The sequence below is a fragment of the Chengkuizengella axinellae genome (assembly GCF_030730905.1).
In the GTDB taxonomy this organism is placed as follows: domain Bacteria; phylum Bacillota; class Bacilli; order Paenibacillales; family KCTC-33759; genus Chengkuizengella; species Chengkuizengella axinellae.
Window position 1 is genome coordinate 116867 of the sequence record NZ_JAVAMP010000007.1, and the last position, 15253, is coordinate 132119.

At 35.5% G+C, this 15253-nt stretch carries 10 protein-coding genes, 1 pseudogene and 2 other annotated features; of the genes and pseudogenes, 2 read left to right on the plus strand and 9 right to left on the minus strand.

What is annotated here, in order from left to right; translation table 11 throughout:
- Window positions 1-9: 9 nt before the first annotated feature.
- The 4 genes from Q5Y73_RS14630 to Q5Y73_RS14645 form a co-directional block, all read right to left on the minus strand.
- A complete protein-coding gene (locus Q5Y73_RS14630; protein WP_305992652.1) occupies window positions 10-768 on the minus strand; it encodes a hypothetical protein in 759 nt (252 codons plus the stop codon).
- 74 nt (window positions 769-842) lie between these two features.
- Window positions 843-1613: a glycosyltransferase family 2 protein gene (locus Q5Y73_RS14635; protein ID WP_305992653.1), complete on the minus strand. Its 771-nt coding sequence runs from the start codon at window positions 1611-1613 to the stop codon at window positions 843-845.
- Window positions 1610-3094 carry an alkaline phosphatase family protein gene (locus Q5Y73_RS14640; protein ID WP_305992654.1) on the minus strand — a complete coding sequence of 495 codons (1485 nt, stop codon included), beginning with the start codon at window positions 3092-3094 and terminating at the stop codon, window positions 1610-1612. The genes Q5Y73_RS14635 and Q5Y73_RS14640 overlap by 4 nt, the downstream gene beginning before the upstream one ends.
- A 79-nt stretch (window positions 3095-3173) precedes the next feature.
- Window positions 3174-4394, minus strand: a complete 1221-nt coding sequence (locus tag Q5Y73_RS14645) for a hypothetical protein (protein ID WP_305992655.1) — start codon at window positions 4392-4394, stop codon at window positions 3174-3176.
- Between the two features lie 223 nt (window positions 4395-4617).
- Window positions 4618-4843, plus strand: a binding site (T-box leader).
- Between the two features lie 59 nt (window positions 4844-4902).
- Window positions 4903-5158: a binding site (T-box leader), on the plus strand.
- 42 nt (window positions 5159-5200) lie between these two features.
- Here Q5Y73_RS14645 and Q5Y73_RS14650 point away from each other — a divergent pair.
- Entirely contained in the window at window positions 5201-6742 is a 1542-nt protein-coding gene (locus Q5Y73_RS14650; protein WP_371320217.1) for a 2-isopropylmalate synthase, read from the plus strand.
- A gap of 59 nt (window positions 6743-6801) precedes the next feature.
- Here the strand turns inward: Q5Y73_RS14650 and Q5Y73_RS14655 are convergent, their stop codons facing one another.
- The 3 genes from Q5Y73_RS14655 to abc-f all read right to left on the minus strand — a co-directional run bounded on the left by Q5Y73_RS14655 (window position 6802) and on the right by abc-f (window position 11022).
- Window positions 6802-7140 (minus strand): winged helix-turn-helix transcriptional regulator, encoded by a 339-nt coding sequence (locus Q5Y73_RS14655; protein ID WP_305992657.1) that lies wholly within the window; start codon window positions 7138-7140, stop codon window positions 6802-6804.
- Between the two features lie 114 nt (window positions 7141-7254).
- Window positions 7255-8847, minus strand: coding sequence for a glycoside hydrolase family 43 protein (locus Q5Y73_RS14660; RefSeq protein ID WP_305992658.1), 1593 nt, complete (start codon window positions 8845-8847; stop codon window positions 7255-7257).
- Between the two features lie 519 nt (window positions 8848-9366).
- The gene (abc-f, locus tag Q5Y73_RS14665) at window positions 9367-11022 is read right to left on the minus strand and encodes a ribosomal protection-like ABC-F family protein (RefSeq protein ID WP_305992659.1); all 1656 of its coding nucleotides are present in this window, start codon (window positions 11020-11022) and stop codon (window positions 9367-9369) included.
- Between the two features lie 608 nt (window positions 11023-11630).
- Between abc-f and Q5Y73_RS14670 the strand changes: the two are divergent.
- A pseudogene (locus Q5Y73_RS14670) lies at window positions 11631-12017 on the plus strand (ATP-binding cassette domain-containing protein); the annotation flags it as partial.
- 115 nt (window positions 12018-12132) lie between these two features.
- Here Q5Y73_RS14670 and Q5Y73_RS14675 read toward each other — a convergent pair.
- Together Q5Y73_RS14675 and Q5Y73_RS14680 are read right to left on the minus strand one after the other, a co-directional pair.
- Complete coding sequence (locus tag Q5Y73_RS14675; protein WP_305992660.1) at window positions 12133-12732, minus strand: cadherin-like beta sandwich domain-containing protein; 600 nt, start codon at window positions 12730-12732, stop codon at window positions 12133-12135.
- Between the two features lie 442 nt (window positions 12733-13174).
- Window positions 13175-15253 (minus strand): right-handed parallel beta-helix repeat-containing protein, encoded by a 2079-nt coding sequence (locus Q5Y73_RS14680; protein WP_305992661.1) that lies wholly within the window; start codon window positions 15251-15253, stop codon window positions 13175-13177.

Genomic DNA, 15253 nt, shown 5'->3' on the forward strand with positions numbered 1-15253 from the left:
AATTTATCTTTAGACTGATGATCCTCTATTACGCTTCTTTAATGCATATACAACAATCAAAATAATGACAATAAAAATGATAATAATCGGTATCCAATTTTTAATATTGTTTAAATCTACAAATTTAGGTGCTTGACTTACCTGACCTTCTTCCGGCACAAAGTGGCCAACCTCAACATTTTCAAGTTGAAATTGTTCCGATAATATATTAAGGATTTTCTCTTTGCTATTTACAAATGCATCTATATCTGATTCCTTCTCACCTACACCAAACAATCCTGGGTTTCCTAAGGCATCTAATGCTAGATTAAACTCTTGTCGCATCTGATCATCCAATTGTTTGTCGTTCTCAATGATGATAGGTGATAGAGCATCGTATGTTGCAAGTCCTTTTGCCAGCAGCAGCTTTGTCGTTGCATAATCGTCAAAGCCTTGTTCAATATATTCTAAACGTCTTGCTATATTAAGTACTAGTATGTTTTCCAACGCAGTCATAACTGCTTCTGAATCCTCTGCTTCTAAAGCGTCCATCACAGCTTGTGAAGGTTCGATGCCCATATGTAACTCAATATCCTCTTTCACTGTCAAATAAATGGTTTCAGCTTCAGTAAAGTTCGGAGGATCCACATTTAGTTGAGCATCCATTGCTTTATAGACTTCAGCGATAAGTTCTTCATTAGGGTCCCCATAAGTATATGCATGAGATACTTGTTGATAAGATCCCAGAAGTACAAAAAATATTACAATAATCAAGATAGCCTGTTTCATGAATTGTCTCCCTTTATCAATGATTACACTCTAAATGATAACGATTATCATTGTTAATGTCAATAAAATCTTCACTATAATTGTGAAGATGATTTAAATTTTGTCTCATTGCGAACTTTTTCACTCTTATTTTGAGGCAAACCCACTTTATTTACCGGGCGCAACATCTCTTTAACAATGGCTTTGCACACCTTAGGGATATAAGCCTTAAATGTGATAAAAGATTGTCCCTGTGTTCTTACTTGATAATGAATCGGTATTTCCTTCATTCGAAACCCTTTTCGTACAATATTCAAAGTCAATACTTGCGCATAATTGTAATCATGAATAATTTCAGCATGCTCCATCACTTCTCTTGAGAACGCCCTCATGCCTGACTGTCCGTCATAGATCCATTTTCTGAGTAGAAGGGTTTGTATAAACGTAAATACGTAATTGCCTAAACGGCGGTGAAGTCTCATCCCTTTCATTTTCCCAAGAAATCGAGAGCCCATAACATAATCAGCTTGGTTCTGTATAATCGGCTGAATAAGCTCAGGAATTTGCTCAGGTGGGTATTCACAATCCGCATCAATCATGACCGCAATATCTGCACCCCGTTTATAGCCTTCAACAAGACCTTGGCGAACTGCTGCACCCAGACCTTTATTTCTTTCAAATGAATGAACCGCATCTGCCCCAGCTTTTTTAGCAACCGCAACTGTATGATCAAGCGATCCATCATTAATAACTAGTACTTCTATAAACACCTGTGGATTAGCGTCACGAGGAATTCGTGAAATCACTTCTCCTATTGTTTTTTCTTCGTTATAAGCTGGTATGAATACAACTACATGTTTTTTCAACTTTTGTTTTCCTCTCCCTTTAAATTTAATGCATCTGATAATACTTTACCTCTGCTGTGACTAGGGTAAGGAGCTCCCAATAAGGTGGACACGGTTGGAGCAATGGATATTAAACTGTGTTTCTCCTCCACTCTTTTTCCACCGTGAATCGATGGGCCATGGATGAAAAATGGAACATAACGCTCTCCTTCGTCTAAATGACCATGACCTCCAATTCCATCCGCTTGACCATGATCTGCACAAACAATAAATGTTGTATTCTCTTTTTTTCCCTGCTCATCCAACCACGTTACAAACTGTTCTATCAAGGAATCAACTTCTTCAATTTTTTGGATATAATCATCGTAATGCACGCCTCTGCTGTGCCCCGTTTGATCCGTTCCGATAAACTGAACAACAAGAAAATCAGGGTCCTGTTCACTCATGATCTGTTTGGCTCTATTCATAATATTTAAATCTGCTACATCATTGTTCATCACAGCTGTAACCGACTCAACATCTTTACCGAAGCTATCAATTAAATGAGCAATACCTAACAGACGCCCCTTCTTTCCAACCTTCCTTAAGCTGTCAAAGATGCTTTCAACCTTTATACCAAGCTTCCAGACCATATTTGAAGTAATTCCATGTTCCCTAGGATAAGTGCCAGTAAACATGGATGAGAAACAAACTACGGTGCGTGCTGGATACACGGTTTCCATTTGTGTATATTCTGTTCCTTTTAAACGCATGTCATCCAAAAATGGAGTGTTAGCCTCTTTAAACTTATCTTTTCTCATCCCATCAATTACAATGACAATCACTTTATCGTTTATTGATTTTCCTGTAGGATTAGACGACTTTTCTTTCGTAAACCCTTCATCTTCTTTAGGTTTCCAGTCAAATATATACCTATGAAGCACCCAGCTAAAAATAAAAACAGCCACTGCAAAGGATAATAATGTAATCCAAGGTAGTTCATTCAATCCTGTTCCTTGAACATTCATATGCTCATAAACATACTGCCAAATCCATAATAACAAAATAAACTTTGGAAGTTGCTCTTGTGCATTTCCACTTGTGGAATCACTATTTTTCAATACTAACTTCCAAAATCTTGTGAAATTTAACCAAGAGGTTCCTATTCTTAAATGATAATAGAACGTCCCCCAAAAAAACACTGTGAAAAAAAAGTACAGACCAACCGCTAATAATACAAGAGGAAGGTTAACTTCATTAAAAAGGATCAAGTAAGCGATTAAAGGTAGCCATAAATAATTTCTTAGATATAGAGGGAAATCATAATGGTAATATAGGATAAATAATGGAAAAGTGATACACAAACTCAGTCCTGAATTTAACCAAAAGGAAGGCTCTGTCCAATACCCAAAATGATATAAATAAAATACACCTACTACAAAAATAGGCGTAAATGGCTTTCCTTCATTCAACAAATTCCAGCACCTTGCAGCAATAATTTCAAACCAAGAAGCTTTTTTCATAAAACACCTCACAAGATGAAGATGCTGCCAAAAAAAGGTACTGTACCCATTTGGACAACATCTATTAGTCTACTATATTTTAGAATAATTGATTCAATGCTTCAACTATCTCTGCACTAATGGAACTAGCTTCCTCGGCATTTTCATTGCTTACTGCTTCGAACCAAGCTTCACCCTTTTCCATCAGATCGGCAGCTTGCTCTTCTCCAAGACGTTCAATAGTCTCAAGCTCGATTGCCTTCATAAAGACATTTGCTTCCATAGCTTCAACTCGAGCATCAGTAATGTTGCCTTCCTCTATTGCAACTGGAACCTTCCCATGGTAACCAATTATTTTCCCAACAAATGTTTTTACGAATAAATCTGCAACTTCATCTGCATTCATCGTTTCAGGATCTGTTTGACCTAAATCAAAAATAGTATCCAATGCTGCAGCAGCTTCTTCATCTCCACCAGAAAGCGAACCTTTAATCGCTTGATAAAAACCCCAAGCTTCTGCTTGTTTAATTTGCAAGTCTACTTTTTCTGCTCCACCCTCTTGCACTGCAGCAGCTATTTTTTCAGCATAAGAGTTAGCTGCAAGATAGTAACTACGATATACGGTTTTATCCGTCATTTGTTTATACACTTTTAAATCATCTACATTTCCTTGTATTAAAGCTGCTTCTTGAATGCTTAATCCATTTTCAATTTGAATTTGCATATCTACACTATAATATGAATCTCTTTTAGCAGCTGTTGGTACTAATACTTCCTCTGCTAAATATTTAAGCTCTGTAAAAGCTAATTCTGCAACTTCTTGATTTCCTTCCTCTAATGCAGCTACTACATCAGATTGAAGATTTTTTTGTTTTTTATAAAAATAAGATTGAGTTGTTTTATCAACTACTTGAAGAGCAACTACCGTGTCCAACTGTCTGTTTGCACCTGCTTCAAGCGCAGCTGAAATTGCAACATCCAAACTATCATCTGCTCCCACAATCGTTTCTTTTAATCCATCAGCATAAAGAGTGCTTGCTAGATTCCAATCTGCAGCTTCCCCTTCTTTCTCTTTGCTTAGCTCATCTATAATTTGTTTATAAGTATTAACTTCTGAATAAGTAATTGTATCTTCTATAGAAACTTCCTCTGCTTCAACTTCTTCATTCTCTACTGTATCTGTATTTTGAGAACCTTCCGTTTGCTCAACCTGTTCTTTTGGTTCCTCGTTCACAGCTTCCTGTTTTTCTGTTCCACATGCTGATAAGACCACACTAGCAATTAACACTGTGGATAAAGCAGTTGTAAGTTTGTACTTCATGTTTTTTATTCTCTCCCCTAATTGATAATGATTTTCATTTACAATGAGATTATATCGATAATGATTCTCAATGTCAACGGAAAAGTAGAAATTTAATTATAACTTTTCAATTTCCCTTGACAATCTTCATTATATATATTAATATTTTTTCCAATACAGAATTTTCAAACAATTATATACAAACAGTTCAATAAGATAACACTTCATTATTGAACAATATTCTATAAACACTTTGATTGGGACTAGTAAGGTTCATTCATTTTTTAGAGAGCTGCGGGTTGGTGAAACGCAGTAAATGAAAGACCTGAACTCACCCAGGAGTGGTAAATGGGAACGGTTCAAATGAACTGAGTACTGTTTAATGGCTGACCACCATCATCTGGTTTCGAGTGGGTTCAATTTTTGAACCAACAAGAGTGGTACCGCGACTATAACCTGTCGTCTCTTACATGAGACGGCGGGTTTATTTATTTCCTGTCGATGTCGATGTTACCCTCAACAATATAACTGAAACACAATGATTGGGAGTAGTAAGGTTTGTTCCATTTTCAGAGAGCTGCGGGTTGGTGCGACGTAGTAAATGAGAAACCTGAACTCGCCCAGGAGTGGTAAATGGGAACAGCTATCGCCTAGTACTATTTAACGACTAACCTTCGTTTAAGGTTTTTGTGAAATCACAGGCTAGATGTTGTTTTACAAAATTGAGGTGGGTTCTTTTTGAACCAACAAGAGTGGTACCGCGACTATAACCTGTCGTCTCTTATTTGAGGCGGCGGGTTTATTTTATTTTTAGGAGGATGATTATGATGAAAAACATTAGAATTTTTGACACTACTTTAAGAGATGGAGAACAAGCTCCGGGAGGTTCCCTTTCGATTGAGGAAAAAGTACGCATCGCAAAACAATTGGCTAATTTAGGTGTGGATGTGATTGAACCAGGATTCCCTATTTCAAGCCAAGGGGAATTTACAGCTGTTCAGCAAATCTCAAGAGATTTGCTGCATGTTGAAATTTGTGGTTTCGCTAGAGCTGTAACAGAGGATATCAATCGAGCAATAGAGGCAACACAAGATGCGACAAAAAGAAGTCTACATTTATTTATTTCTTCATCAGATATTCATTTGGATTTTCAGCTTAAGAAATCAAGAGATCAAGTGATTCAGATTGCAAGAGAAAAAGTAGCCTATGCAAAACAATTCGTAGACAGGATTGAATTTTCGCCGATGGACGCTTCCAGAACAGGCAATGAGTTTTTGCTTGAGATGGTTGAAGCCGTGGTAGCTGAGGGTGCAACATTGATCAACATTCCAGATACTGTTGGTTTTGCATTGCCAAATGAATATGGCCAAATCTTCAAAATGCTGAAAAACAATGTACGAGGCGGGAAACATGTGGAATATAGCGCTCATTGTCATAATGATCTTGGTATGGCGGTTGCAAATAGTCTTGCTGCGATTGAAGCTGGAGCAACCCAAATTGAAGTCACTGTCAATGGGATTGGGGAAAGAGCTGGGAATTGTTCATTAGAAGAACTTGTGATGGCCATTGAAACTAGGAAAGAAGCATTGGGAGTGCAAACAAATATAAACACAGAGGAAATTTTTGAAACATCTAGATTAGTCAGTAGAATTATGAATTTCCCTATTGCCTTTAATAAACCTATCGTAGGTAGGAATGCGTTTCAGCATGAAGCTGGCATTCATCAAGATGGGTTGTTGAAAAATCGAAACACGTATGAAATTATGAATCCTGAAAAACTAGGGGTTCCAAGAGAAATGATTATTTTGGGCAAACACTCAGGAAGACATGCGATCAAACACAGAGTGAGTGAAATGGGTGTTCCATTAAACCCTACACAGCTTGAGGACCTATATACTCGTTTCAAAGCTTTTGCTGATCAACATAAATCAGTCACAGATGAGCAACTAGCGCAACTTGTAGGGAAAGCTACAAATACAGTGATGGAAAACTATATGATAACAGATATAAAAGTGTTTACACAACATCATAAAAAAGCAGCTACAGCAACTGTAATCAATCAAATTACTCATGAGGAGAATACTTTTTTAGGTAAGGGAAAAGGTCCTGTAGAAGCTATTATTAGCAGCATAAAACAAGCAATTCCATTAGATGTGAAATTTATAGATCTTGAATTGTACTCTCTTTCATCTGGTGAAAATGCAAACGGTGAAGCTATTGTAACGATAGAAATTGAGGGAAGGAAATTCAAAGGCACTTGCATAGACGAAGACATCATGTTTTCCATTGCAAAAGGTTTTATAAGTGCGATTAATCAGTGTATTCGAGAAAACAACATTCAGGAAAGCTCGAAGATCATGAATCAATAATTTCTATACATTGGGGCAAAACCTGCCCCTTGGTCAAGATTAAGGGGGAGTTCATAACCTTAATCTTGACATATATCCTCCATAGGGAGGGATTCAGCCCACTCTTGTATTGCATTAATAATAGGTTCCATTGCTTTTCCATTTTCAGTAAGCTCATATTCGATACGTACAGGAACTTCTGGATATACATGACGAATAACCAATTTATATTTTTCTAGCTCTCTCAAACGCTCAGCCAATAACTTTCCACTAATTGGAAGCGACTTTTCTATATCCCTGAAACGTTTAGGACCGGTTAAAAGTGTGAATACAATCAGTCCTACCCAACGTTTCCCAAATAACTGCATTGCTGATGTTAATCTAGGACATAATTCCTCTTGCTGTGATTGTTTACTCATTCTATTCACCTCCACGTTAATTACAGTATACCACGTTACTTACTTTTTATCATCTAGTCATTCTATCCAACTAAATGAGGAAAAAAAATCTAAAATTTATCGATATAAGAACGATTATTCATCCAGCTCAAAATAAGTGAAGTAGTCAAAATCAGCATGTTTTTTCATTCCACTTAAATCTTGAACACAAATACCTATAAAAGAACCTGTAAACCCTAATTTGTTATGTTCATCAGACAGCTGTGCTGCTTCAAACACTTTATCAATTTTATACCATTTGACCGCATCGTCAGAATAAGAAAATTCGATAGATTGGTTAAACACATTTACTCTAAGATATACTTTAGACCAACCCTCTATGTTGATTTCTTCATCTAAAGGTTCGTCTAATTCTCCACTATTCATATGATGGATAGCCAATGTTTTCCCTAACTCTTCATTACGGCTAATGCGAAGATAAATATAATCATTTGTATCATAAAAACAAACAAGTCCTGCCATCTGCTGAAAATGTTCAGGCTCAAATTCTATACAGGTTTCCGCTTCACATCGAAAAGCTTGCTGTCTTCTTGCAACTAAGCTTTGTCTATGTAATGAACTTAGCGACTCTTGCCCTCTTAATCTTATATGTCCACGTCTGTCAGTAAGTGAAAACCAGCTTTCATCTGGCGGTATTCTGAGCGTATTTAAATGTATATTGAATTCAGTATGATCAAAATCATTTTTACAACGTAATCTCTCAAAGCTGTGTTCAGGTAAATCCGGAGCAGGCACTTCTACCTTAGGTTCGTTTCCTCCACCAACAAGGCGAAGCCAACCATCCTCACTCCAATACACCTTCTGTATGCTTGTTTCCCTACCCAAATTACATTTCATCTCTGGTCTTAAGGGACGACCACATAAATGAGTGATGTAAAACTCTCCATTTTGTGTTTCAACTAGTGAAGCATGCCCCGCCTTTTGCAATTCTAATTTTGGGTTGTTAGCCGAGGTCAACATCGGATTTTGTGGATCCACTTCATATGGTCCCCATATATTTTTTGATCGTGCCATTGTAACTGCATGTTCCCATGAGGTCCCACCCTCTGCCGTCATTAAGTAATAATAATCATTTCTTTTATATAAATGAGGGGCTTCCGTTACTCCTAGTTCAGTCCCTTCGAAAATATTTTTGACTGGTCCTACTAGTTTCTTTTCTGTTAGTGAGAACTCTTGCAGTAATATGCCAGCAAATGGATTCTTCCCTTTACGGATATCATTCTGCATATTCACCATCCATTTTTTTCCATCCTCATCATGAAACAAAGATGGATCAAATCCACTGCTATTTAAATAGATAGGTTCTGACCATGGACCCATAATATCTTTTGCTGTAGTCACGTAATTATGAGAATCTTTAGTTACATTGGAGGTATGATGCCAGCTTTTCACATCTGAATATACTAAATAGAATAAATCCCCATCATAACTTAAACAAGGGGCCCATACACCACCTGAATTTGGATTTCCTTTCATATCTAATAAGGACAATCGATCTAAAGGACGTGTCATCAATCTCCAATTGACTAAATCCTTTGAATGATGAATTTGCACACCAGGAAACCATTCGAATGTTGAAGTTGCAATATAATAATCTTCCTCGACTCTGACAATAGATGGATCTGGATTAAAACCTTTTAAAATAGGATTTTTAATCATTTTTGTCATCTTTCATCCTCCTGTACTAGAGTTGTATTGATCACTTTCTCATATCACTCCCTCTTCTTCAAGAAGGAGATAACAGCATATATTCATCAAGAATATGGTTTACATCTAAAATCAGTCACGTCCTGTGCGCCGTCAATAACTGCCACATCCTATGGCATTTCCTGCACTAGCTCATCCATGAGCCAGCTAATGATGCATCAGTACATCCTGTACTAGTCTAACTTTCAGCAAGAGCACTGAAACCAAGATTCTCTTTATATTAAAATCATATTAAATCGAAATAGATAATATTTAATAAATTTGCTAGTTTTAATTAAATAAAAAAACAATAACTTCTATTTTAAATATTTATATTTTTCTTATATAAAGCGCATTCAGAGCAAAATCATTATACCATATGAATTACCATTTATCACTAAAATAGAATATTTATGCAACTATTTAATAACGTTGAAAAATAAAAACCTTTGACAATGTATGTCAGAGGTTTTTAGAATCCCTACTATTCATATTATTACTCTAAGTGACTTTTAATTCTCTTTTTTGTTTCAACAAGCTTTCATATCGATTCTCCAAATCCTGCTTTACAGAAAGATCGGTAATATACCCTAGTTTTCCAATGACTTCGGATAATTCATGTTCAATTTTCAATAGTTCCTCTTCGTTTGAATCAATAAAAGAAGACTCTTTGGTTTGGCGTTCCTGTCTCCTTTTCAACAAAGCATCATAATTACCCTCATGTAATAACCCTTTTTCGTTTTCAATAAGCAGTGTATAGGTCGCTAACTGATTTATTAATCTTCGATCATGCGTAGCAAATAAAATTGTACCAGGATACTCCTTCAATACTTTCTGCAAACTTTCCTGAGTAGGAATGTCTAAATAATTTGTAGGTTCGTCTAACAGCAACAAATTCGCATCACTTACAAAACATTTGGCCAAAGCAACCTTTACTCTCTCTCCCCCACTTAAAACACTTACTTTTTTATGAACTTCATCTCTTTTAAAAAGCATCCTAGCAAGTATTGTTCTCACTTTTTCTTGTGAGTACGTACTCGTTTCAAGCACATTTTCTAAAATTGACTGACCCTGGTTCAAATCATTCAATGTTTGGTGCAAATAGCCTATTTTACAGATCCCAGACACAGAAATGCCTACTTCTTGTTTCGCAATCATTCTTAATAAGGTAGATTTTCCAATACCATTGTTTCCGATCAAAGCAACCTTCATGCCGGGTTTTATCATCACATTCAGGTCTTTAAATAAAGTACGGTCTACCATTTGTTTATTTACCAATTCCATTTTTATCACGAATTTGTTGTGTATCCTTTTGTGTTGACTTGCATCAAAGATAGCCTGATCCTTTTGAATTGGTTTTTCCTTTTTCTCCAATTGTTCAATTCGCTTCTCAATTGTCTTTGCAGAACGGTTAACCTTCGCTTGTTTACTTCTAGCTTTTTCAGCACCAAGATTTGCTTCCTTATAACTCATTCGTTTTGGTTTCTTTTTCATCGTTTTAGCTTTACTTTGTTTTTCTTTAAAAGCTTGCTGCAAACGTGATTTCTCCCGAGTATATTCGTCATATTCAAATTGAGCACGGTTTAAATGCACCTCTTTTTGTTCCAAATATGCACTATAGTTGCCCTGATATTCAATCATTCTTTCATTATCTATTTCAATCATTTTCGTACAAACCGCATCTAAAAAAGCTCGATCATGCGAAACGATAATAACTGCTCCCTGAACGTTTTTAATTTCTTGTTCTAATTTCGTTATGCCCGATAAATCTAAATGACTAGTGGGTTCATCAGCAAGCAGAAGATCAAATGGACGATCAAGTGCTTCAGCAATTTTCATTCGCATTTTTTCACCACCACTCATGCCAGCATGCATTTCTTTACCTATTCCCCATTTGGACAAGTTACAACTGAATTCAACACTAATACTTGCTTCTTCATTCTGTGAAATCTCTATCATATTTATTTTGTGACTAATCGTGCCAGCATCCAATTCTGCTTTACCTGCTAACACGGATAAAAATGTGGATTTTCCCGCTCCGTTTAAGCCCACAATTCCAATCCGATCATTTTTCGAAATGGTAATTCGACCTTCTAATTTAAACAATAAACGTTCTTTAATATATTTCTGAATGTTATTCATCTCTAATATTGTCATAAAAAAACCTCCCTAGTATGTTCTAGAGAGGATTAGTTCGTTTGTTGTTCCATTCATTCCATGTTCACTTTTTATAAAACAGATCACTGCTAAAACGGACAGGACGATCTGGATCGACTAAAATTGATCACATCTTTATGATAAAGAGAATCCTGCTGTTACCCCCTTGAATAACAGAGTTGCAGCATACAGAATGTGATAAACATCGGTCAAGCTTGATGTATTGGAAATAAAAAAAGGTACTATGAACAAACAGGTTGTGTATTAACACATCCCGAAAATGGACAGACTAATCCTACCTCTAGTTTCAAATCAATATTTACATTGAAAATGCTAGAATACGTAAGATTACTTCTCCATTGTTCACATTACCTCCGAAATTTAGTTGGTTTTTATACATTAGTTAGTATAAGATGATTCCCAAGTTTTTGTCAAGAGTACAAAACCCCTATCAAAATTCACAATGATAGTCAGATCCTTCTTATAAATTACACCATTGCTTTTGTAATTTTACGAACATATAAGCTACGTAAAATGAAGAAATTATGAAGTAAATAAATGATATACACCAAAACCGTTATACCACTCACAATAATCACAGATGTTCAATACTGACAAAAAGGACATATGAAGTGTCTGGAGGACAGCAGCAAAAAGCGGCAATTGCAAGAGCAATCATTCAAAATCCAATGCTCATTTTTGCAGATGAACCTACTGGTAATTTGGATTCAAAAGCTTCTAAGGATGTAATGGAGACTTTAATGAATCTTAACCATCAGTTTGAGACTACGATATTAATGGTGACCCATGATCCATTTACAGCTAGTTATTGTAATCGAATTCTGTTTATTAAGGATGGCAGGTGTTTTGCAGAAATTCACAAAGGTACAAATAGACTGGTTTTTTTTCAAGAAATCCTAGACGTATTATCTTCAAGTTCAAGCTGTGCAGATACAGTCTTTAATCGATGCTGTATTTCCACTACCTTTATATGATCCAATGTTAATGGGAGCATAATATTTTCACCGATGGTCAGTGTATCTATTAAATTATTTTGTTGGAAAACAAAACCTAAATTTTTCCTGCGAAAAAGAGCTTGTTGATTCGGAGTCATTTGTTGTAGTGTTTGCCCATTATGCCTAATAATCTAATAACAGTTAAAGTATATGTCTTTTGTGTTACTCCATCTGCGGCTGTCACATCTATAGTAATAATATTCTCCCAATAATTTAAAGGTACGGTAACAGGCTGCTCCTGACCATTAACTTTAATTTGTGCATCTTCATGCTCTGGGACAGCGACAATTGTAATCTCAGAAACATTCCCGTCGACTTCTTTTGTATAAAATAAAGTATCTACATCAAATGTTTCTTCAAAATCACCATGTATTTGGGTAGTTAACACGGATAGATCCGCATTATTGCTTAACTCTTGATTATGTGTTTCTTCCCATTGTTCAAAGGAAACAATCTCCCAGCTCTCTCCCGGATCTAATGTTTGATCTATACTATCTTCAACATCTGTATCATAATTCCATTGAAGATAGTACCCTGCATCTGTATCTTGATTTGGATCTGCTTCATTTGATAGGTTTCCTTGTAAAGCTTGGAGAAAACCCTCGTAATAATCCCCTCCAAAATACCCAGAAGCAGGTGAAGAAGGATCACCAAAAGAACTCATCATCCCGCTAGCATTTTGTAAAGAAATCATATTTTGATCTCCATCCCAAGTCGCAGCTGCATTGTCGTATCCTCCAAGGTAAGGTATGAGTTAGTGGCATGACCCCTAAGATAATGGTGAAGCATAAAAATAAAATACTAATCTTTTTCATATTCAATCTACCCTTTGTTTAATCATATTTTCATTGTCTACAACTGCACGTTTGTATGTATATTAACCTATAAATTTGAAAATCAGACTCTCCTCACTTCCTTTCGATTTCTATCTCACATTGATAGAGTATATAAAGAAGTTGTAAATTCTCATATTGATTTGTCTTTCAATTTAAAGAGCCTAGCTTACGATTTTGTCACTTTAAAGTTTTAATTAAATGAATTATGAAAACAAAAATATATAAAGTACCAAAACTAAAGAGCCTTTCTAGAGAAAATTACACTTTGAAAGACTCTTTACATTTAACTACTTTTTATATTCAATTATCTTCACAGACCCCAGATTGATTACTCGTTTGACAAATATTTTCGTCAATGACATTATCCATTCCGCTATCTTGAATATCAGGGTTATTGCCTTTTAAACAGTTAGAACGCACTGCATTATCATTTGACTCCAATAATATTCCCGCTAATTTGCTATTGATCAATTTATTGTTATCAACAATATTAGAATCAGAATTTTGAAATACAATGATGCCTTCTTCATTGTGATTTTGCACAATATTTTGAATCAATCTATTTTCAAATCCATCCACGTCAATCCCATTGTCCATATTATTAGCGCTAACATTGCCCCAAACTAAGCTATTATTATTCACTTCAAATCCATCATCCATATTTCCACAAGCTTTATTCCAAAGGATTAAACATGCATCGCTTTCAATATCAAAACCATCTAAGCCAGTTTGATTTATCGCAGTATTACATATGATAAAATTTTCATTTGCCGTAACAGTTGTTGTTATACCTGCTCCACTATTCCCATCACATACATTTTGAAAAACTAGATTAAAAGAGCCATTTAAACAAATGCCTGCATCACCATTCCCCTTAAATTGACTGCAAACAATATAATTATTGTTTCCATTCACATCAATTCCGTCAGCCGAATCTCCAGTATTTCTGCTAGATTTACAATGAATGATCAAATTTCGTTGTCCTCCCCCCTCAATTAAAATTCCATCATCCACATTATCAACTGTATTTACACATTGAAGAATATTATCATCACTGCTCATTCTAATCCCATGACTATCAAATTTTTGAACAGTCAGATTTTCAATTGTGATAAAGGAAGCCTCTATATCAATTCCAGTTTCACCAGGTAAATCAGTCCCATCAATAATTGTTTTTCCTCTACCCGCACCAACGATACGAATTTTATCTTGATTTCCGCCTATGTTATTAATTGTGAGTGACTCATTAAAGGTTCCTTTTCCTAACCGAATTGTAAAACCTTCTTCTGGAACATTGTCTATGGCAGCTTGAATACTCTCACCCTCATTTACGAAAATTTCGTTTATCTCATTACATAGTCCTGGAGGTTCACTCGTTGTACAGCTGTTAGCATCAAATAATGTTCCCATTCCTTCATCATTTAAGTCTGGTGTATTTCCTACTAATTGATTGGATCGAATTACATTATCATTGGAATTTGGGTTTATCAGTATTCCTTGATTGACATTATTTTTGATACAGTTATTATCGATCAAGTTGTCATTGATACCCTCTACAATTTCAATCCCTATATTTCCACTGTTAATGATCGTATTATTTATGACTCTATGTTGTGCTCCACCTCTAAGTCGTATCCCTGTATCGCCATTACATCTAATATCATTTGCCCAATATAAATTCATAACACTGCGGTTTTCTATTCCATCATTTTTGTTCTTAAATATTTTATTAGCAAAAACAAAATCATTCGCATTGTTCCCGACACCAGAAAGATTATTTAAAATCAAATTATTAATAATTAAATTATTTGCTGCTCTTGCTGTTACACCCTCCTCTAAGTTTCCTTTAATGATATTTTTTAGAACTAAATTATTGTCCCCTACTACACGTATCCCTTCTCTTAAATTATTTGAAATGCAATTGGATACTACATAATTCTTTATCGATCCATTGATGATAAAGATACCATCTAATATATTTCTATTTATTTCTGATGACATGATCATATTTCGAGATCCATTTGAAACTATCGAAATACCTTCCTCCCCATTTTCTGCTACCTCAACTTTATGAATGATGTTTTCATTTGATTCAATCATAATACCAGTTCCGCTAAAGCATCGAACAGATAAATTTTCAATCTTTACTAAACTAGAGTCCAAAATATTTATACCAATTGAGCCAGCTGGAAGACCCGTTCCATTAATAATCGTTTTTCCTATCCCTGCCCCTACAATGCGTATTTGGTTTAAATTTGCTCCACTTATGATAATTGATTCATTACAAGTGATCGCTGCTACTCTAATGGTATCGCCTCGAGAGGCTATACCTAAGGCAGCATTAATAGTAAGTTCATCTTCTGGTACGTTGATTACCAT

Coding starts and splice junctions, on each gene's coding strand:
- Q5Y73_RS14630 (WP_305992652.1), bottom strand. CDS start 768: ATGAAACAGGCTATCTTGATTATTGTAATATTTTTTGTACTTCTGGGA.
- Q5Y73_RS14640 (WP_305992654.1), bottom strand. CDS start 3,094: ATGAAAAAAGCTTCTTGGTTTGAAATTATTGCTGCAAGGTGCTGGAAT.
- Q5Y73_RS14645 (WP_305992655.1), bottom strand. CDS start 4,394: ATGAAGTACAAACTTACAACTGCTTTATCCACAGTGTTAATTGCTAGT.
- Q5Y73_RS14650 (WP_371320217.1), top strand. CDS start 5,201: ATGAAAAACATTAGAATTTTTGACACTACTTTAAGAGATGGAGAACAA.
- Q5Y73_RS14655 (WP_305992657.1), bottom strand. CDS start 7,140: ATGAGTAAACAATCACAGCAAGAGGAATTATGTCCTAGATTAACATCA.
- Q5Y73_RS14660 (WP_305992658.1), bottom strand. CDS start 8,847: ATGACAAAAATGATTAAAAATCCTATTTTAAAAGGTTTTAATCCAGAT.
- abc-f (WP_305992659.1), bottom strand. CDS start 11,022: ATGACAATATTAGAGATGAATAACATTCAGAAATATATTAAAGAACGT.
- Q5Y73_RS14675 (WP_305992660.1), bottom strand. CDS start 12,732: ATGATTTCTTTACAAAATGCTAGCGGGATGATGAGTTCTTTTGGTGAT.
- Q5Y73_RS14680 (WP_305992661.1), bottom strand. CDS start 15,253: ATGGTAATCAACGTACCAGAAGATGAACTTACTATTAATGCTGCCTTA.